Consider the following 18427-nt stretch of genomic DNA (forward strand, 5'->3'; position numbering starts at 1 on the left):
GCACCTAAAATCAAGCGAAAAAATTAAAAAGCTAATCGTTTTTGTTAGTATAGCAGTTGGAATATGTACGAATATTGGAAAACATCATCATAAAAAAGTAAAAAAAATCAGAATTAAAAAACATGGGTATAAATCCAATAGTTTTTTCCGAAAAGGGCTTGATATTTTGAGAGAAGGTTTCAGAAATATCAATCAAGGATTTATAAAAATCTGGGATGAATTTTTAAATAAATTTACTCGGTGGATTCAAATACAACTATTTCATTATCAATACGTAACAAAAATCATCGGGTAGAGTAGGTTATTAATAAGGTGCTTATTGTCAATTTGTTATGTTTTGTCGAATTGCCAATAAATTTGAATATTGATTTAATTCTACTTTGGCACTTTAAAACTTGCCCCAAAAAGAGCCGTAGGCTCGGGCGATTTTATAGCCCCGAAATTTATTTCGGGGAAAGTAAGTAATGAGACAAAATAAAACGATATTTTAAAATATCATAAACCATTGACAATCAAGCTTATGATAATCGTAAATCGTAATTCTTAAATCGTCCTTGTACTTAGGAATGGGAGATTTAACCAATGGTTTGTTTTGTCATTTTTACCCCGAAATTCATTTTGGGGCTACAAGATGAGTCAAACCTACGGCTTTCTAATTTCTAATTGAGTTCATCAGTTTACTAATTCCTAATCCCTCCATAACTAACTATCTATAAATAACTTAGCGGATTCCTGATGCACGTAAATATTACGAGTATCAGGAATTTTCTTTTTTTAAGGAATTATGTTCGTATATATCGTATAGTCTATAAATCCAAGCACATCTTTCTGTCGTAAGTGTCTGTAAATAATTCATCACAATTTATGAAACGTACAGAATTTATCCGCAGTTTAGGGCTTAGCTCAGGGGCATTAATGGCTGTTTATTGCATGGGAACTTTAACCTCATGTACAAAAGAAGATACGCCTTTACCAATAACCAATATTAACCCGCCAAGTACAAATCCTTCCACTGGGAAAGTAGATTTTACGCTCGACCTTACCTTAACGGCAAACAAAGAGCTTACTACCAGTGGGGGATTTCTTTACAATCAAGATATTATCGTGGCAAGGGTAAAATCGGGCAGTTTTATTGCTCTCTCAAAAATTTGTACGCATCAAGGTACAACCGTAGTTTATCAAAAAGACACAGATGATATTTACTGTCCTAATCATGGGTCGATGTATGATATTACAGGAAAAGTAACTCAAACACCTGCACCTGCTCCACTCAAAATGTATCAAACAAGTTTTAATATGACAACGATGCAATTGCGTGTTTTTGAGGCTTAGTTTAAACTACCCCAGACTTTAGTCTGTACAAGAAATATTTTACTAAAATGAAAAAAATAATCACTATTATTCTCCTGTTAATCAGTGGATTGGATATTTATGCACAAGACGATTTACTGAGTATGTTGCCAGATGATAATGCGTCGATACCCGTAACAGGAACATTTAAAGCTACCAGAATTATCAGTGGGCAATCCATAGAAACAGTAGCGGGGCATCATTTAGAATATCGAGTTTCACATAGATTTGGACCTATTAATTCGGGTTCATATCAACTCTATGGGCTTGACCAAGGATATATTTATATGGGTTTTGAGTATGGAATTAGTGATAATTTAATGGTAGGATTAGGGCGAAGTTCGGAACAAAAAATGCTAAATCTTTTCACCAAAATGAGAATTTTGAAACAAAAAACCGAAGGAGGAACGCCAATATCAATTACCCTTATGGGAGAAGCCTATGCAGATATGTTACGGTATCCGACGGAAGATTCACGGACTAATTTATCCAAATACAGTTACATGGCTCAGGCATTAATTGCCCGAAAAATCAACGAAAAATTATCCTTACAAATAATGCCAACGTTCTTGTACAGAAACAGAAATAATGTACACGGAGAAACCAATGAAGTTATTTCTATGGGTATAGCTGGACGGTATAAATTTACCAAACGCACCGCATTGGTCGGAGAATATTATTACGTTTTACCAAATCAAATAAATACAAAATACAAAGATGCTTTGTCGTTTGGCTTTGATATTGAAACAGGCGGACACGTTTTTTCACTGCATTTTACCAATTCTACGGGAATGATAACCAAGCAATTTTTGGCAGAAACCGTTGACTCGTGGGCAGATGGTGGCGTGCATTTTGGCTTTAATTTGGGGCGAAGTTTTGGCTTAGGCAAAAAATATAAAGGACAGTATAAAGTACCAGTTAAGTAAGAATAGTTTAGGGGTTTAGGTTAACTGATACGGGATTTTGTCCTGTATCAGTTTATGTTCAACTTAATGAAGATGACAAAATGAAAAAAATATTATTATTACTCCTAACCCTATCAGCGTTAGAAAGTTTATACGGACAAAAAATATACATATCCAAAAGTTCATCAGTTAAATTGTTTTCCGAAGCACCTTTAGAAGACATTTCCACGAATAACAAGTCGTCGAAACTCATTATTGATTTTGAAAAACAAGAAATAGCAGTGAAAATCCCCATGAATAAATTTGTTTTTCCGAATAAATTAATGGAAACACATTTTAAAGAAAGTTATGCCGAAAGTACGATTTACCCTTATGCAACCTTCAAAGGGTTTTTTAATAAGAAAGTTGATTTAACTAAATCAGCCAATATCTCTATCAGTGCAACAGGAATGTTAAATATTCATGGTGTTACTAAAATGGAAATAATAGAAGGACGTTTAGTAATTGACCCCAATAAGAGGACAATAATTATTGACTCAAATTTTAGGGTAAAACTTGATGACTTTGACATGAAAGTACCTAAAGTATTGTCCTACAAAATTGCCGAAAACGTAGAAGTAACAACTCATTTTGTATTAACGCCAATATTGGGCGAACTCAACGGTACAAATCATTTAACTCAAAATACCCAATACTAAGACAGCATTTTGTAATTTTGGGAAAAATATAGAATTACGAAATGCTCGAAATCATATCTCAGGAGCTAAACGAAGCTCAAATTGTCTTACAAAATTTTCTTTCAAACGAAAAAAATATCGCTGATATAGAAGCCGCTGCCCGTTTGATGGCATCGGCTATTCAGTCAGGAAATAAAATTATCTCTTGTGGAAACGGTGGTTCACATTGTGACGCTATGCACTTTGCGGAGGAATTGTCGGGGCGTTATCGTGACGACCGCAGAGCATTGCCAGCTATTGCCATTTCAGACGTATCTCATATTTCATGCGTAAGTAATGACTATGGATATGAGTTTATATTCTCTCGATTTATTGAAGGACTTGGCAATCAGGGTGATGTTTTGTTAGGAATTTCAACAAGTGGAAATTCTGGAAATATCATCAAAGCCGTAGAAGCTGCTCGTGCGAAGGGAATGAAAGTAGTTATTCTTTCGGGAAAAGATGGAGGGAAATTAGCCGATAAAGCCGACGTAGAAATCAGAGTACCACATTTTGGTTATGCCGACCGTATTCAAGAAATTCACATCAAAGTCATTCACATCATGATTTTATTGATTGAAAAATTGGTGATTGGGTAGTATTGTCATTGCGAGGCACGAAGCAATCTGCATGATTGATGAAAGAAAGTTTGAAATTCTCTTCTCGTGAGCTAACAGATTGCTTCGTACCTCGCAATGACAATTTAGCAAATTCCCAAAGCCTTTCTAATTCTCAAAATTGATTCTTCAAAAAGAGAAATTTCAGCACAAAGCGAAGTACGAATATAGCCATCACCTGCCGTTCCGAAAATGCCCCCCGGAGTAATGAAAACGGCTGCTTTTTCTAAAATCTCATCAGATAATTCATAACCACTTTTATAGTTGGAAGGAATTTTAGCCCAAACAAACATTCCCGATTGATTTTTATCGTATTGACAATCAAGCAAATCCATCATTTCAAAAACCTTTTGCTGACGTTCTCTATAAACACGATTCAATTCGTCAAACCACGTTTTGTCATTTTTTAGAGCTTGAACTGCCGCCATTTGTAAAGGCAAAAACATTCCAGAATCCATGTTAGATTTAAAACGTAAAACTGGATTGATAAACTCCGCTTTCCCCATTACCATTCCTACACGCCAGCCCGCCATATTGTGCGATTTTGAAAGAGAATTCAATTCCAAAGCTACCTCTTTCATTCCTTCAACCGACAAAATACTTTGCGGGTCATCATTCAGAATAAAACTATATGGATTGTCATTGACAATCAGAATGTTATGAGTCAAAGCGAAATCTCTTAATTCCTCAAAAAAACCTTTGTTTGCTTTTGCACCCGTTGGCATGTGAGGATAATTTACCCACATTAATTTAACTTTCGATAAATCTTTTTTCGCTAATTCCTTTAAATCGGGTAACCAACCATTCGCTTCAGAAAGGTCATAATTAACCACCGTTGCACCTGTTAATAAAGAGGCTGCACGATAAGTTGGATAACCGGGGTTTGGTACTAAAACCTCATCACCTGCTTCTAAATATGCCATTGAAATGTGCATAACTCCTTCTTTTGAACCGATTAATGGTAATACTTCATTAACAGGATTTAAAGCAACACCATAAGCCGTTTGATAAAAATCAGCCATTGCTTCACGCAAGGCAGGAATACCTACATAACTTTGATAGGCATGGTTTTTAGGATTCAGAGCAGACTCTGAAAGAGCTGAAATGGTATCAGCAGAAGGTGGTAAATCGGGGCTACCAATGCCTAAATTCAAGACATCAATGCCCGAAGCACGCATTTCAGCAATTTGTTTTAGCTTGGTCGAGAAGTAATATTCTTGAACCAAATTCATTCGGGAAGCGGGGGAAACAGTCATTAGTTATTGGTTATTGGTTATTAGGGATTGGTGTACGCCATCAGAATTTTCTAATAACTCAAATAAATAAAAAAGCCAACTCTTTGGGAGTCGGCTTGTGTATAATTAGTTCTTTATTTCTGTTTGAACACACCCGACTGTTACTGACCGTAGTAGTAATAGTAGTTTGGATATGTGTTGTTTGCGTTTTGCATAGGACAAAGGTAATCTGAATTTTTGTTTTGACAAAAAGTAGCAAAAATAATTTAGACCACTGATAAAACAGATTTGACAGATTTTCGCTGATTTTTCTTTAAATGTTCTCAAATCCATAGTAGATATAAATCCAATGTCGTTTAGTTAAGCGGATTACCTTCCCGAAAGTTTTAGAACTTTCGGGAAGGTTGTACCAAATAGAAACTCTCCTAATTCCTTAACTAAACGACATTGGATATAAATCTGTAGAATCAGTAAAATTTGTGGTCTGTTTTTCTGCGACACATTGTAGATGATTTTGAATTTTATTTCAAAAAACTATTCACCGTATCAAATGCCAAATCTTGCTCAAAACCTCTACTGAGTGCAAATCTTACTAATTTTTGCTTTCTGACTAATTTATCACTGTCTTTGATTTCACGAGATTTCTTTTCAATAATTTCTTGTAAAGTATTCATATAATCATCGTCATCAATTTCGTTCATTCCTGCCCGAAGACAATAATCTGAAACGCCACGCATTTTTAATTCTTGTCTAATTTTGAGACGTCCCCATTGTTTTTGTCGGAATTTGCTACCTGCAAAAATCTTGGCAAAACGTTCTTCGTTGAGGTAATTATTTTCAATTAACCACACAATTATTTGCTCGGCTTCATCGCCAAGTACGTCTAATTCTGCTAATCTATTACGCACTTCTTTCTGAGTACGTTCTTGATAAGCACAAAAATTGGCAGCTTTTATGAGGGCTTCTTTATTCATGTGTAACACGGACAGCCTTGTCCGCCTAAATGTAACTATTAACAACGGACTAAATTTTATCCGCCTAAATGTAACTATTAACAACGGACTAAATTTTATCCGCCTAAATGTAACTATTAACAACGGACTAAATTTTATCCGCCTAAATGTAACTATTAACAACGGACTAAACTTTATCCGCCTAAATGTAACTATTAACAACGGACTAAATTTTATCCGCCTAAATGTAAATATTGACAACGGACTAAACTTTATCCGCCTAAATGTAAATATTGACTACGGACTAAATTTTCCGAATTACAAGTGTAAATATATCAACAATGTTCTTAAATTTTGGTTAATTTTAAGGCAACATTGTCTCATCATCAAAACTATTTTCAATGAAAAACTTATCCTTAACGATTGGCGTTGCTTTATTATTAGCATCGTGCAAAGAAGAAAAAAAAGCAGCAATAATGAATCCAGATGTAATTAAAGCTCCTGTGGCGGCTATCAAGCCACATCCTATGACTTTACACGGAGATACTCGTGAAGATAATTATTATTGGTTGAACGAGCCAGAAAATCCAGAAGTTATCAAATACCTCGAAGCCGAAAATGCCTACACCGATACCGTAATGGCTCCCACAAAAGCATTACAAGAAAAACTTTTCAATGAAATGAAAGGGCGTGTGAAAGAACAAGACGAATCGGTACCTGTAAAAGATGGAGATTATTACTACTATTCAAAATACGTAGAAGGCGGAGAATATCCAGTGTATTGTCGTAAAAAAGGCTCATTAGAAGCCCCCGAAGAAATCCTTTTAGACGGAAATGCGATGGGGAAAGGCAAAAGCTATTTCAATATTGGTGGTTATGAAATTACGGATAATGAAGAAATAATGGCTTATGGCGTTGATGAAGTGAGTCGGAGAAATTATACCCTAAAATTCAAAGATTTGAAGACGGGCAAAATTTTAAAGGACGAAATCAAAAATACCGAAGGCGGTTCGTATGCGTGGGCGGCGGACAACAAGACGATTTTTTATATGATTCGTGACCAACAGACTTTGCTCGCCTCAAAAGTTTATCGTCACGTTTTGGGAACCGACCCTAAAACCGATGTTTTGGTTTATACCGAAAAAGACCCTCAATTTTACACAGGAATTGGTAGAACAAAATCTAAAAAATATATTCTTTCGGTATCAGACCACAACGGTGTTTCATCAGAATATCGGTTATTAGATGCTACCAATCCAACTGGAGAATTTGTAACGTTCTTTCCAAGAAAACACGGTTTGCAGTATTATATCGAACATTTTGGCAATAAATTTTATATCCGTACCAATGCCGATGGAGCTACTAATTTCAAATTAATGGAAGTGGAAGAAGGCAAAACGGCGGATATGAAGAATTGGAAAACAGTAATTCCGAATCGTGCTGATACGTATTTAGATGGCATGGAGGTTTTCAAAAATCATTTGGTTTTGCAGGAAAGAAGTAACGCTCTTTTGCATTTGAGAATCATTAATCAAACGGATAAAAAGGAGCATTACGTTAAATTTGATGAACCTGCTTACGACGCAGGCGTGAGTGCAAATCCTGATTTTGAGACTAATACGCTTCGTTTTTATTATACATCAATGACTACGCCAAGCTCAACTTTTGACTATAATATGGATACAAAAGCCAAAACTTTGATGAAAGAGCAAGAAGTTTTGGGCGAATTTGACAAAGATAATTATGTAACTGAACGCCTTTTTGCTACGGCTCGTGACGGTGTAAAAGTGCCAATATCAATTGTTTACAAAAAAGGTTTTAAGAAAGATGGTTCACAGCCACTTTTGCAATATGCTTACGGTTCGTATGGTTATTCGACTGACCCGTATTTCTCAGCGGCTCGTTTGAGTTTATTGAATCGTGGGTTTGCTTTTGCCATTGCTCATATTCGTGGAGGACAAGAGATGGGGCGTCAATGGTATGAAGATGGGAAATTGTTGAAAAAGATGAATACGTTTAATGATTTTATCGACGTTTCAGAATTTTTAATTAAAGAAAAATGGACTTCAAAAGATAAATTATTTGCCAATGGAGGTTCTGCGGGCGGTTTATTGATGGGTGCAGTTACTAATTTACGTCCAGATTTATACAAAGGAATTTTGGCAGGAGTACCGTTTGTGGACGTAGTGACGACGATGTTAGATGAAACCATTCCACTAACAACAGGGGAGTGGGAAGAATGGGGAAATCCGAAAGATAAAGTTTATTACGACTACATGAAATCGTATTCGCCAGTTGATAACGTCGTGAAAAAAGCTTATCCTAATATGTTGATAACCACAGGTTTTCACGATTCGCAAGTGCAGTATTTTGAGCCAGCCAAATGGGTCGCTAAACTCAGAGCTTTGAAAACGGACAAAAATATTCTCCTTTTTCATTGCGATATGGACGCAGGACACGGCGGTGCATCGGGGCGTTTTAAGCGTTTTCATGAAGTAGCAAGAGAATATGCGTTTATGTTGAATTTGGTGGGGATAGGAGAGTAAAGGATTAGCACGCAGATGTCGCTGATGCTTCGCAACGCAGATTTAAAAGGATTTTAATGTTTATGATAATCTTAAAATTTAAGGCATTTTACGGTCGCCGTCGTTCAAAACGATGGCGACCGTTGAACCTCAGTTTGTTGAAGTGTTTTTTTTTAATTAGCTATTTATCAGAGAATTAGATTCCTAATCTGTGAAAATCTGCGTTACGAAGTATCAGCGTTATCTGCGTGCTAACTATAACCACATAATTATGATAAACTTAAAAAACAAAACCGTTTGGATAACTGGAGCTTCGTCAGGTATTGGCGAAGCTCTTGCGTATCAATTTGCGAAGGAAGGGGCAAAATTAGTGCTTTCGGCAAGACGTGAAAATGAGTTGCAACGAGTAGCCCAATCCACAGGTTTAGTTGACAGTGATATTCTGGTTTTACCAATGGATATGTTGGACTTTGATAAATTTCCAGCAAAAATTCAGACTGTTTTAGATTATTTTGGACAAATAGATTTTATTATTCAGAATGCAGGCGTTTCTCATCGTTCTTCGGTGAAAGAAATGAATTTTCAGGTTTATCGGGATATTTTGGAACTTGATTTTTTTAGTACAGTAGCTTTTACTCAAGCTATTTTACCATTGATGACTGAGCGAAAAACGGGGCATTTTGTAGTAATTAGTAGTGTTGCTGGAAAAATTGGTATTCCGCTGAGAAGTGGATATTGTGCTGCAAAACACGCTCTAATTGCTTTTTTTGATTCGTTACGGGCGGAGGTTTGGCAAGACAATATTAAGGTAACTACTATTTGTCCAGGGTATATCAAAACCCAAATCTCATTTAATGCCTTAGATTCTTCGGGAAATAAACATGGCAAAATGGATGATAATCAAGCCAATGGAATGATGCCAGAAGTATTTGCACAAAAAGCATTACGGGCTATAAAAAACAATAAAAAAGAGGTTTATATTGGTGGTGTTTACGAAGTAATGGGTGTTTATTTCAAGCGTTTTGTCCCCTCTTTAGTCTATAAAATGGTTAGGAAAAAATAAGACTTAAATCTTTTTGTAAATTAAATGTGACTTTTTGAAAAATTACGGTCATAATTACACAAATACCTGATCATTATTATTAACAGCTCTTGCTATTAAATAATTTTTGTACTCCTTGTAAACTTTACAAGGAGTATTTTTTTGTAAATACGATTAGTTAATAGGGCTATGTTTTAAGGTTATTTAATGTGGTAATTGTTTGATAATAAGTGGTTTATTTATTTTTGGTTTGTCAACCCTTACTTAAATGAAGCATTTATTTAGCCTGTTTAAAGTATTTTTTTTTATGGCAAGAATTTTGCGGAAAGACTATCTAAGAATTTATTATCATCGCCGTGTCGTAATAATTCAAACCTTTATATTTCTTACGTATGAAACCACATAGACATATTCCTTCTTCTGGAGGTATTATTAAAAAAACATCTTATTGGCTCAGTTTAGTAGCTTTGGCTCTATTTATAGATTCTTGTAAAGTGAAGGAAGATGCAGTCACGCCAGAAGTACCCGTAGATTCGTCTCCTACCAATAAATTTTCTGCTGAAATAGCTACTTCTTGGGCAGATTTACAGTTAATTCTTACCAAACGAACAGCAGGTTATACACCTCCAGTGGCAGCACGTGCTTATGCTTATGGAGGGCTAACAATGTATGAGGCTGTTGTAGGAGGCTTAAACAATAATCAATCTTTAGCAGGTCAATTAAAAGATTTGGTAACTCTACCCAAGGCAGAGACTGGAAAAGATTATAACTGGGCTTTAAGTGCCAATGCTGCTGAAGCTACCATTTTAAGAGCATTATATGCAGAGACTTCTCGCCCACAAGCGGCAGCAAATAAAACGTCAATCGACTCACTTGAAACACTTTTGAAAACATCATATAAGGCAAGTGTTGCTCAAGATATTACCGACCGTTCTGAAAAATTGGGTCAAGATATTGCCAATGCCATTTTTGAGTGGTCAAAAACGGATGGTGGTCACGAAGGATATAAGCGTAATTTCCCTGCAACTTATGTTGTTCCTGTATTTGATGGAGCATGGCAAACAACTGAAAACGGACAAAAAATACCAATGCAACCAACTTGGGGAAGTAACCGTACTTTTGTTCCTGTAAATCAGACCATGGCTTTGCCCAAACCAATTGCGTTTTCGTCATCTTTAATATCTCCATATTTTTCTACTTACTTTGAAGTTTATACAAAAAGTAAATCTTTAACACAGCAAGAAAAAGAAATAGCAGTTTGGTGGGCAGATAATCCAGTTGAGACATTTACGCCTCCAGGACATTCATATAATATTGCCAATATTGCCGTAAAACAAACAAAATCAGCTTTAGGAAAAGCAGCAGAAGCATTTGCACGTACGGGAATTACCGTAAATGACGCTTTTATCAATTGTTGGAAATGTAAATTTACCTACAACAATGAGCGTCCTTACACAATGCTAAGAAGAACGGTTGATGCCAACTGGAAACCTTTTTGGCCAGCACCTCCTTTTCCCGGTTTTCCATCGGGTCATGCTACTCAGTCGGGAGCAGTATCGGTTGTGTTAACAGACTTCTTTGGTGATAATTTTGCCTTTGTAGATAATTCTCATGTTGGTCGTGAGAAAGACAAAAGTACAGGTGTTGAACTTAAAGCCCGTTCTTTTAAAAGTTTTAATGAGTTTGCGATAGAATCAGCAAATTCTCGTTTTTATGGTGGAATTCACACTCGCCAAGATAATGAAACAGGTTTAGCGGAAGGTCGTAAAATTGGAGCCAATGTATTGACATTGAAATTCAAGAAATAGATTTTATCAAAGGGAAATAAAAATGCCAGCTTGAGAAAGTTGGCATTTTTATTTCCCTAAATTCTTAATCAAAGTAAACTTCTTTTGAAGGGTTATTTCCATAATCAAACATCATTTTTACTTGATTATAAACATTGCGAGGTTCAGAAAGCGGAGGCAGATTTTTTAAACTAAAATATTGAATATCAGAAGTTTCAGTGGTGTCTTGTGAAATTTCGCCACCAGTTTTTTCGCATAAAATAAAAATTTTATAAACATACCAACCTTCGGGCGGATGCGGATGATTTTTCTTATCAAAAACTCCTAAAAGTCTAACAGTTTTTACGTCGAGTCCAGTTTCTTCACGTACTTCTTTTACAGCAACTTCAGCAGGAGTGTACCCAACGTCTGCCCAACCTCCTGGTAAAGACCAACAACCGTCAACTTTTTCTTTGACCATTAAAATTTCTCCAGAATCGTTAAAAACTACGGCTCTTATATCAACTTTTGGCGTTTGATAGCCATCTCTTTCTTGGGTAAATAAATTGCCGATTTTTTCGATAGGTTCATCCGTTAATTGACTTAAAATCTGAACACTTAAATCTGAAATTTCTTCGTATCGTTCACGGTCGAAAGGTTTGTCTTCGCTATAAAAAATACCTGCTTGAGCGATTGCTTGAAGTCGTTTTGCAACGGATAGGAGAGTGAGGTTTTGCATGATGTTTTTATTTTTTGCAAATTTATTGGAGTTTTAACTTTAAGAAGTGTTTACGCCCCATTTAAAACGAATTAAAATACTACAAAATGAAAAAGAATATAGAATTGTTAGAGCCTATGCGTGTTTATCACATATATAATCGTGGAATTAATGGCGAGAATATCTTTAAAGAAGAACGAAATTATAAATATTTTCTGCAAAAATACGCTCAATATATAGAGCCAATAGCTGATACTTTTGCTTATTGTTTGTTGAAAAATCATTTTCATATAGCGATAAGAACAAAAAGCGAAGCTGAGATAATTGAGTTTTATGTGAGGAGAAAGACGAAAGATAGTCAGTATAAGGAAGTCGAAAATACTATGTCTAACGCTGACAGTGATAATGTCGGCAAGGTTCAAAACCTTGCCGACGTTAAACCTAACATTCCTTCTGCATCACATATAATTAGTAAGCAATTTTCATTTTTATTCAACTCATACGCTCAAGCAATAAATAAGGGTTATTCACGTACAGGAGGGCTTTTTGAAGAACCCTTTCGCAGAATTTTAGTAAATAATGATGCTTATTTTACGGAGTTAATTTACTACATCCATCATAATCCACAAAAGCATGGTTTTGTCAATGACTTTAGAACATATTCTCATTCATCGTATCATTCACATCTTAGTAACGCATTGACCAAATTAAAGCGTGAAGAAGTTTTGGAATGGTTTGGAAACAATAAGGAATTTGAGAGATTTCATTTAATCAACCAAGACTTAAAGAATTTAGATAGCTTTAGAATTGAATTCGATTAAAATAAAAACGCCGTCAAAATTTAAAATCTTGACGGCGTTTAAAAATCGCTAATTTGCTTTTGGAGCTTTATAATTCAAAGGTTTCCAAGTATTATTTTTAGAATTATAATCAGGGAAAACATGGTCTGGGTCAATCGTTACCGATTTTAAAGGTAACGTTGTGGCACTTTTAAAAGTCCAAGACCCCCCTCTTTGCCAAATCTCAACAGGAAGCGTTACACGTTCTTTTGTTCCGCCAACCATTTCCATTTCTACAATAGCAGGCATTGCTAATTTTTCCAAGTTTTCAATCGTGATAATTGCCCCATTTTTAGGGTCTTGCTCAATATACTGAACATCTTTTACAGATTGGTCAAGTTTCCAAGTTTCATAAAACCAACCTCTCCAAAACCACGATAAATCCTCACCAGCAGCATCTTCCATCGTTTTAAAGAAATCATAAGGAGTTGGATGTTTAAATGCCCAACGCTTGATATATTCACGGAAAGCATAATCAAAACGTTCAGTTCCAAGAATTTGCTCACGGAGCATTTTTAGTCCTAAACCCGGTTTGTAATATGCCTCAAAGCCCAATCCATTTGCTTGAAGTACATCTGGAATATTCATGATTGGTTCTGTCCCTTCACGGAATAATTGTTTAGACATTTGGTGCATATCAATTTTAGCCCCTTTATATTCACCTTTGTTAAAGTCATCAGTTGAATAAAAGTTGATAAATGTATTAAAACCTTCATCCATCCAAGCGAATTTGCGTTCATTTGACCCAACAATCATTGGGAACCAGTTATGTCCAAATTCATGGTCTGTTACGCCCCAAAGTCCTTCTCCTTGGCTATTACTACCACAAAATACAATGCCCGGATATTCCATTCCACCCACTACACCCGCAACATTAGTGGCTACTGGATACGAATATTCATATAACCATTTTGAGTAATATTCAATAGCTCCTTTTACGTATTCAGTTGAACGAGTCCATGCTTTATCACCTGCCGATTCTACTGGATATGCCGACATTGCCAATGATTTTTTACCACTTGGAAGATTAATTTTAGCAGCATCAATAATGAATGCTTTTGACGTTGCAAATGCCACGTCACGAGCCATATTACAACGGAATTTCCAGGTAATTTTTCCGTCTTTTTTCGGACGAGAATTATCCGTACCAACTTCTTCTTTTCCTAAAATGATTACCGTTTTATCACTATTTGAGGCTTCCGCCAAACGTTTTTGTTGTTCCGAAGTCCAACATTCCGTAGGATTGGTCAGTTCTCCTGAACCTACCACAATATGCGAAGAAGGAACCGTTACGGCATATTCAAAATTTCCGTATTCTAAATAAAATTCTCCTGCTCCTAAGTATGGAAGCACATTCCAGCCCTCTACATCATCATAAACACACATACGAGGATACCACTGAGCAAGTTCAAAAACTGTCCCGTTTTTAGCTTCTTGCATTCCCAAACGGTCAGAACCGTATTTAGGAATATTGAAAGAGAAAGTAACTTTGATTTTTGTTGAACCTGTACGTTCTAATAAAGGTGTTGCCAGCTTAATTTGCATACGAGTATCGGTTACGTAAAAATCAGCAGATTTACCATCAATTGTTACCGATTTTACTTGATAACCGCCCTCAAAGCCAACGTTTCCGTATCTGCCTCCATTAATTGGCGTACTAAGTCCACCACGAGATTTTGGATTAAATTGATTTTGGTCTAATTGTAACCAAAGGAAATTTAATTTATCTGGGGACGCATTTTTGTAAGTAATTTCAACGTCTCCATCAATCGTATTTTTTACATCGTCTAAAGAAACATTGATTTTATAATCTGCCGAATTTTGCCAATAGGTTGCTCCCGGAGAGCCAGTTCCACTACGAGTAGGCGTTGATAGTGTGTAGTTGAACAATGGATTGAACAAATCATGCTGACTATAATTTGATTTTTGAGGAGTTTGTTGAGCCATTGTCCCGAATGTACTCATAAGGGCGAATGCTCCGAACAATATTTTTTTCATTTTTTTGATTTAGACCATTAAAAAACGTTTTATCAACGAAATTTATGAAGGTAATTGAGGATGAATAAATTTTATTTTGACAATTTAATTAAATAACATGAAAACATAATGACTTGTTGTTTATTCGGCTTCATAAAATCGCTAAATCGTTAAAATAATCCATAAAAAAAGGTTCCTCAAACATATTGAGGAACCTTTTTTTGTAATAATACGATACACTATTTTTTTGTCATGAACGATATTGGCAATACGTGATAAGCACTCACATTATCTCCTTTATCAGAAGCAGGAAGCCAATTTGGCATCATTTTGATAACTCTAATTGCCTCAGCGTTACATTCGTCGTTTGGTCCTTTCACTAAATGCACTTTATCTATTCTTCCGTCTTTTCTAACAACAAATCTAACAAAAACTCTTCCCTTAATTTCTTGTCCTTCTAATACGGGTGGTACTTTTAAGTTTTGAGCAAAGAAAGCTTTCATCGCTTCAATACCTCCTGAAAAACTTGGTGGAATACTTGGGCTAATATAGATTGAATCTCTGTCGATTTCATCAATATTATTCACCTTTAAGCCTCCTGCATTGTACATTTTTTTCTCTTCGTCTGTCAATACAACTTGCTTGAAATCTGCTTTCGGAGTTGATGAAGATTCAGAAGCACGTCCATTTAATAACAAGGTTGGAGACTGATATGTTGTTGTTGGGGCAGCTTGTCGAGGCTCTTCAACTTTACTTACAACGTCTCTGCTTCTTGATGAAACACTTTTGGAAGAAGTAGTTGTCGAAACATTTTTTAGCCCTAATGCTGCTTTCGCTTTTGCAATACTAATTTCAAGCTCGTCTAATTCTTGTTCGTCAAAATCATCTTCGTCATTAGTGGTTACCGCAGCAATTACTTTTTCAGTTTTGCTTGCACCAGCCATTGGTGAACTTTGACTTTCTGTATTTTTCTTGGAATTTACAACTGCCGAGCTGTCAGTTTTGGATGAACTCACAGACGATTTTTGGACGGGTTGAGCAAAGGAAATTATGCCAATAATAGACATAAGTATGCTTAAAAACAATAATTTTTTCATGGGTTGTAAGGATAATAAACATGGTAATAGTTAAACGAAACAAACACAAATCTTATGCCAATACGAGCTAAGCATCAATGAATTTTCAGAATTAAACTACTTAATTGTAATACCGCCGCCAAAAGAGAGAAAGGACAGTAAAAATTACACGCTCAAAATGGTCATTAAGCGAATGGCGGAAGGCTTTTGAAATGACTAATCAAATTTATTACTTTTTTACAAAAAAATCACACATTTTATGAGTTTTGTTTGTTTCAGAAGAAATATACTTTGTCTTCTGAAACAAACAAAAAACGCTCCTTTATTTTCGTCGTTCCTGCATTTATTTCTACTAATATTTTAGTGTCAAAACGGTATCGGCTTTGAAGTATCGCTTTACGGTTATGTCCAAACTTCCTTCTTTTTTGATGATTGTATTTTTCGGAAGAACAAAATCTCCCAAATTTGATTTTTCATCTTTAAAACTGATGATTCGCTTTTCTTTTTTATCATTGAAAATTTCCACAACGTATTCGATTTCTCCATTTGGGGGAATTACGTTGTACCATTTTCTCATGATTTTACCATTAAATTCCATTGCTTGTATCTCGTCAGCACCTCTGTAAGTACGTTTGGTGTCGTTTTTGGTTCTGAAATAATCGATACCAAAAGCAACTATGGCAATGCCAATAATAACGGGCGTAATTTTATTGTAAAGCGAAGTATCGTCTCGACTACGTGCAGGTTTGGACCCGCCTTCACCAAACATATTTCCGAAAAGAGGCATTTTGAGTTTGGCACGTGGCTTATGAACTCTACGATAATTTTGGTCTGGTGATTGCTGTTCCATTGTTTGTGTGATTATTCCGTAAAAATAAATCTAATTTAGAGTATTAAATTTCTAAATTGCATTTCTTTTAACAGAAAAACGAATATTTATTACCATGAAAGACAAAGATAAATCGCTTCCACCATTCGTCAAATCTTGGCAACAATTATATTGGCTCGTTGTGGCTAATTTAGGATTGATGATTGTACTGTTTTATCTTTTTAGTAACTATTTTCAGTAGATTGGGGATTGGTTACTGGTGGATTGGGGATTGGTTAATTGGTGGATTGGTTACTGGTGGATTGGTTACTGGTGGATTGGTTATTGGTAGATTGGTTACTGGTGGATTGGGGATTGGTTATTGGTGGATTGGGGATTGGTTATTGGTGGATTGGTTATTGGTTATTGGTTATTGGTTATTGGTGGATTGGTTATTGGTGGATTAGGGATTGGTTACTGGTGGATTGGTATTGGGTATTGGTTGATTTATTCATAAAAAACAAATCTATCAATCCACCAATCTACCAGTAACCAATCCCTAATCCACCAATAACCAATCCACCAATAACCAGTAACCAATAACCAATTAACCAACAACCAATTCTGTCAATTTATTTACGACGAAATCAATTTCTTCGGCGGTATTATATTTTGAGAAAGAGAAACGAACAGATGGACGCTCCGGTGAAGCGTTTAGGGCTGATAAAACGTGTGAGCCAATGTCTGTCCCACTTGTACAGGCACTTCCACCTGATGCAGAAATCTTGTTAATGTCTAAATTGAACAGAAACATATCGCCTTCGTCAGATGGAGGAAAACTTACGTTTAAAACCGTGTAAAGGCTTCTTTCTAAATTATCAGAATCACCGTTGAATTGGATACCTTCTATGTTTTGTCTTAGTTTTGTAATCATTCTTTCTTTCAAACTTTCCACGTGTTTACGGTGTTCATCCATTCCCGAATAGGCAATTTCTAATGCTTTTGCCATACCTACAATTCCGTAAACATTTTCTGTTCCGCCACGCATATTACGTTCTTGCGAACCTCCATGAATCAATGGCTGAATTTTGTTTTTTGCGTTAATATATAGAAATCCAACTCCTTTTGGTCCATGAAATTTATGGGCAGCACCCACCAAAAAATCTACTTTTAGTTGTTGTAAATCATGACGATAATGTCCCATTGTTTGAACAGTATCAGAATGAAAAATAGCACCATAATCTTCACAAAGCTGACCAACTTTATCTAAATCTAATAAATTCCCAATTTCATTATTCCCGTGCATTAAAGACACCAACGTTTTAGGGTTGTCACGTAACAATTCTTCAAAGTGCGTTAAATCAATATGCCCTTTTTCGTTTAAAGCTACATAGCTAAGCTTGATTTTTCCTTTACTTGCCAAATATTCTAAGGTATGTAAAACGGCATGGTGTTCTAATTGAGAAGTAATAGCGTGAGTAATGTCAAACTTTTCAATAGAACGCACAATTGCCATATTATCAGCTTCTGTACCACCAGAAGTAAATGTAATTTCGGCTGGAGAAGTATTTAAAATTCCTGCAATTGTTTTTCTGGCACGCTCAATGGCACTACGCACCTCACGCCCGTGTCCATGAATAGACGAAGGGTTTCCGAAATTTGTTTCCATCATCGGGAGCATTGCATCAATTACGGCTCTGTCGATGGGAGTAGTAGCAGCATTGTCTAAATAAATTCTATTCATTGATTTCTGATGAAGTCTATAACTTCTGTCTGTTTAATTGAGTTTTATATAAAACGCAGAATGTCAGGTTGTTAGCCTGACATTCTGCATTGCGAAAATATATCTTATTATTTGCTTTGTGTACTATAAAGCTTTTTGAGTTCAAAAATTTTATTA

At 35.7% G+C, this 18427-nt stretch carries 16 protein-coding genes and 1 pseudogene; 10 read left to right on the plus strand and 7 right to left on the minus strand.

The genetic code is table 11. The annotated features are described in order from the left end of the window. The 5 genes and pseudogenes from LV89_RS25265 to lpcA form a co-directional block, all read left to right on the plus strand. Positions 1–295, plus strand: a pseudogene (locus LV89_RS25265) (hypothetical protein); the annotation flags it as partial. Between the two features lie 569 nt (positions 296–864). Then, a complete protein-coding gene (locus LV89_RS17210; protein ID WP_109744165.1) occupies positions 865–1332 on the plus strand; it encodes a QcrA and Rieske domain-containing protein in 468 nt (155 codons plus the stop codon). A gap of 47 nt (positions 1333–1379) precedes the next feature. Then, a complete protein-coding gene (locus LV89_RS17215) occupies positions 1380–2276 on the plus strand; it encodes a DUF5777 family beta-barrel protein (RefSeq protein WP_109744166.1) in 897 nt (298 codons plus the stop codon). An 80-nt stretch (positions 2277–2356) separates the two neighbouring features. Next, positions 2357–2953 carry a YceI family protein gene (locus tag LV89_RS17220; RefSeq protein WP_109744167.1) on the plus strand — a complete coding sequence of 199 codons (597 nt, stop codon included), beginning with the start codon at positions 2357–2359 and terminating at the stop codon, positions 2951–2953. A 41-nt stretch (positions 2954–2994) separates the two neighbouring features. Continuing rightward, positions 2995–3570, plus strand: a complete 576-nt coding sequence (gene lpcA / locus LV89_RS17225) for a D-sedoheptulose 7-phosphate isomerase (RefSeq protein ID WP_109744168.1) — start codon at positions 2995–2997, stop codon at positions 3568–3570. A 104-nt stretch (positions 3571–3674) separates the two neighbouring features. Here lpcA and LV89_RS17230 read toward each other — a convergent pair whose 3' ends face one another. Both LV89_RS17230 and LV89_RS17235 read right to left on the minus strand, forming a co-directional pair. Continuing rightward, the gene (locus LV89_RS17230; protein WP_109744169.1) at positions 3675–4844 is read right to left on the minus strand and encodes a pyridoxal phosphate-dependent aminotransferase; all 1170 of its coding nucleotides are present in this window, start codon (positions 4842–4844) and stop codon (positions 3675–3677) included. 500 nt (positions 4845–5344) lie between these two features. Beyond that, positions 5345–5797, minus strand: a complete 453-nt coding sequence (locus tag LV89_RS17235; RefSeq protein ID WP_109744170.1) for a regulatory protein RecX — start codon at positions 5795–5797, stop codon at positions 5345–5347. Positions 5798–6177: 380 nt separating this feature from the next. Here LV89_RS17235 and LV89_RS17240 point away from each other — a divergent pair, with 380 nt between their 5' ends. The 3 genes from LV89_RS17240 (at position 6178) to LV89_RS17250 (ending at position 11151) form a co-directional block, all read left to right on the plus strand. Next, positions 6178–8322, plus strand: coding sequence for a S9 family peptidase (locus LV89_RS17240; protein WP_109744171.1), 2145 nt, complete (start codon positions 6178–6180; stop codon positions 8320–8322). Positions 8323–8572: 250 nt separating this feature from the next. Next, positions 8573–9364, plus strand: a complete 792-nt coding sequence (locus LV89_RS17245; RefSeq protein WP_109744172.1) for an SDR family oxidoreductase — start codon at positions 8573–8575, stop codon at positions 9362–9364. A 371-nt stretch (positions 9365–9735) separates the two neighbouring features. Then, a complete protein-coding gene (locus tag LV89_RS17250) occupies positions 9736–11151 on the plus strand; it encodes a vanadium-dependent haloperoxidase (protein ID WP_109744173.1) in 1416 nt (471 codons plus the stop codon). A gap of 64 nt (positions 11152–11215) precedes the next feature. Here LV89_RS17250 and LV89_RS17255 read toward each other — a convergent pair whose 3' ends face one another. Beyond that, entirely contained in the window at positions 11216–11848 is a 633-nt protein-coding gene (locus tag LV89_RS17255) for an NUDIX hydrolase (protein ID WP_109744174.1), read from the minus strand. Between the two features lie 86 nt (positions 11849–11934). On the opposite strand from LV89_RS17255, the gene LV89_RS17260 reads away from it, so the two are divergent. Further along, complete coding sequence (locus tag LV89_RS17260; RefSeq protein ID WP_211321226.1) at positions 11935–12648, plus strand: hypothetical protein; 714 nt, start codon at positions 11935–11937, stop codon at positions 12646–12648. 48 nt (positions 12649–12696) lie between these two features. Here the strand turns inward: LV89_RS17260 and LV89_RS17265 are convergent, their stop codons facing one another. The 3 genes from LV89_RS17265 to LV89_RS17275 all read right to left on the minus strand — a co-directional run bounded on the left by LV89_RS17265 (position 12697) and on the right by LV89_RS17275 (position 16569). Continuing rightward, positions 12697–14664 (minus strand): M1 family metallopeptidase, encoded by a 1968-nt coding sequence (locus LV89_RS17265; protein ID WP_229201546.1) that lies wholly within the window; start codon positions 14662–14664, stop codon positions 12697–12699. Positions 14665–14882: 218 nt separating this feature from the next. Next, a complete protein-coding gene (locus tag LV89_RS17270) occupies positions 14883–15740 on the minus strand; it encodes an energy transducer TonB (protein ID WP_109744175.1) in 858 nt (285 codons plus the stop codon). 331 nt (positions 15741–16071) lie between these two features. Then, complete coding sequence (locus LV89_RS17275; protein WP_109744176.1) at positions 16072–16569, minus strand: hypothetical protein; 498 nt, start codon at positions 16567–16569, stop codon at positions 16072–16074. Positions 16570–16790: 221 nt separating this feature from the next. Between LV89_RS17275 and LV89_RS24930 the strand changes: the two genes are divergently transcribed. Continuing rightward, entirely contained in the window at positions 16791–16994 is a 204-nt protein-coding gene (locus LV89_RS24930; RefSeq protein WP_146199193.1) for a hypothetical protein, read from the plus strand. A 140-nt stretch (positions 16995–17134) separates the two neighbouring features. Here the strand turns inward: LV89_RS24930 and LV89_RS17280 are convergent, their stop codons facing one another. After that, a complete protein-coding gene (locus tag LV89_RS17280; protein ID WP_109744177.1) occupies positions 17135–18271 on the minus strand; it encodes a cysteine desulfurase family protein in 1137 nt (378 codons plus the stop codon). Between the last annotated feature and the right edge of the window lie 156 nt (positions 18272–18427).

Origin of the sequence: Arcicella aurantiaca, assembly GCF_003148625.1 — a bacterium.
In the GTDB taxonomy this organism is placed as follows: Bacteria; Bacteroidota; Bacteroidia; order Cytophagales; family Spirosomataceae; genus Arcicella; species Arcicella aurantiaca.

What these genes read in the sequence shown, in the direction of transcription:
- LV89_RS17210 (WP_109744165.1), top strand. Translation starts at nt 865, where the DNA reads ATGAAACGTACAGAATTTATCCGCAGTTTAGGGCTTAGCTCAGGGGCA.
- LV89_RS17215 (WP_109744166.1), top strand. Translation starts at nt 1,380, where the DNA reads ATGAAAAAAATAATCACTATTATTCTCCTGTTAATCAGTGGATTGGAT.
- LV89_RS17220 (WP_109744167.1), top strand. Translation starts at nt 2,357, where the DNA reads ATGAAAAAAATATTATTATTACTCCTAACCCTATCAGCGTTAGAAAGT.
- lpcA (WP_109744168.1), top strand. Translation starts at nt 2,995, where the DNA reads ATGCTCGAAATCATATCTCAGGAGCTAAACGAAGCTCAAATTGTCTTA.
- LV89_RS17230 (WP_109744169.1), bottom strand. Translation starts at nt 4,844, where the DNA reads ATGACTGTTTCCCCCGCTTCCCGAATGAATTTGGTTCAAGAATATTAC.
- LV89_RS17235 (WP_109744170.1), bottom strand. Translation starts at nt 5,797, where the DNA reads ATGAATAAAGAAGCCCTCATAAAAGCTGCCAATTTTTGTGCTTATCAA.
- LV89_RS17240 (WP_109744171.1), top strand. Translation starts at nt 6,178, where the DNA reads ATGAAAAACTTATCCTTAACGATTGGCGTTGCTTTATTATTAGCATCG.
- LV89_RS17245 (WP_109744172.1), top strand. Translation starts at nt 8,573, where the DNA reads ATGATAAACTTAAAAAACAAAACCGTTTGGATAACTGGAGCTTCGTCA.
- LV89_RS17250 (WP_109744173.1), top strand. Translation starts at nt 9,736, where the DNA reads ATGAAACCACATAGACATATTCCTTCTTCTGGAGGTATTATTAAAAAA.
- LV89_RS17255 (WP_109744174.1), bottom strand. Translation starts at nt 11,848, where the DNA reads ATGCAAAACCTCACTCTCCTATCCGTTGCAAAACGACTTCAAGCAATC.
- LV89_RS17260 (WP_211321226.1), top strand. Translation starts at nt 11,935, where the DNA reads ATGAAAAAGAATATAGAATTGTTAGAGCCTATGCGTGTTTATCACATA.
- LV89_RS17265 (WP_229201546.1), bottom strand. Translation starts at nt 14,664, where the DNA reads ATGAAAAAAATATTGTTCGGAGCATTCGCCCTTATGAGTACATTCGGG.
- LV89_RS17270 (WP_109744175.1), bottom strand. Translation starts at nt 15,740, where the DNA reads ATGAAAAAATTATTGTTTTTAAGCATACTTATGTCTATTATTGGCATA.
- LV89_RS17275 (WP_109744176.1), bottom strand. Translation starts at nt 16,569, where the DNA reads ATGGAACAGCAATCACCAGACCAAAATTATCGTAGAGTTCATAAGCCA.
- LV89_RS17280 (WP_109744177.1), bottom strand. Translation starts at nt 18,271, where the DNA reads ATGAATAGAATTTATTTAGACAATGCTGCTACTACTCCCATCGACAGA.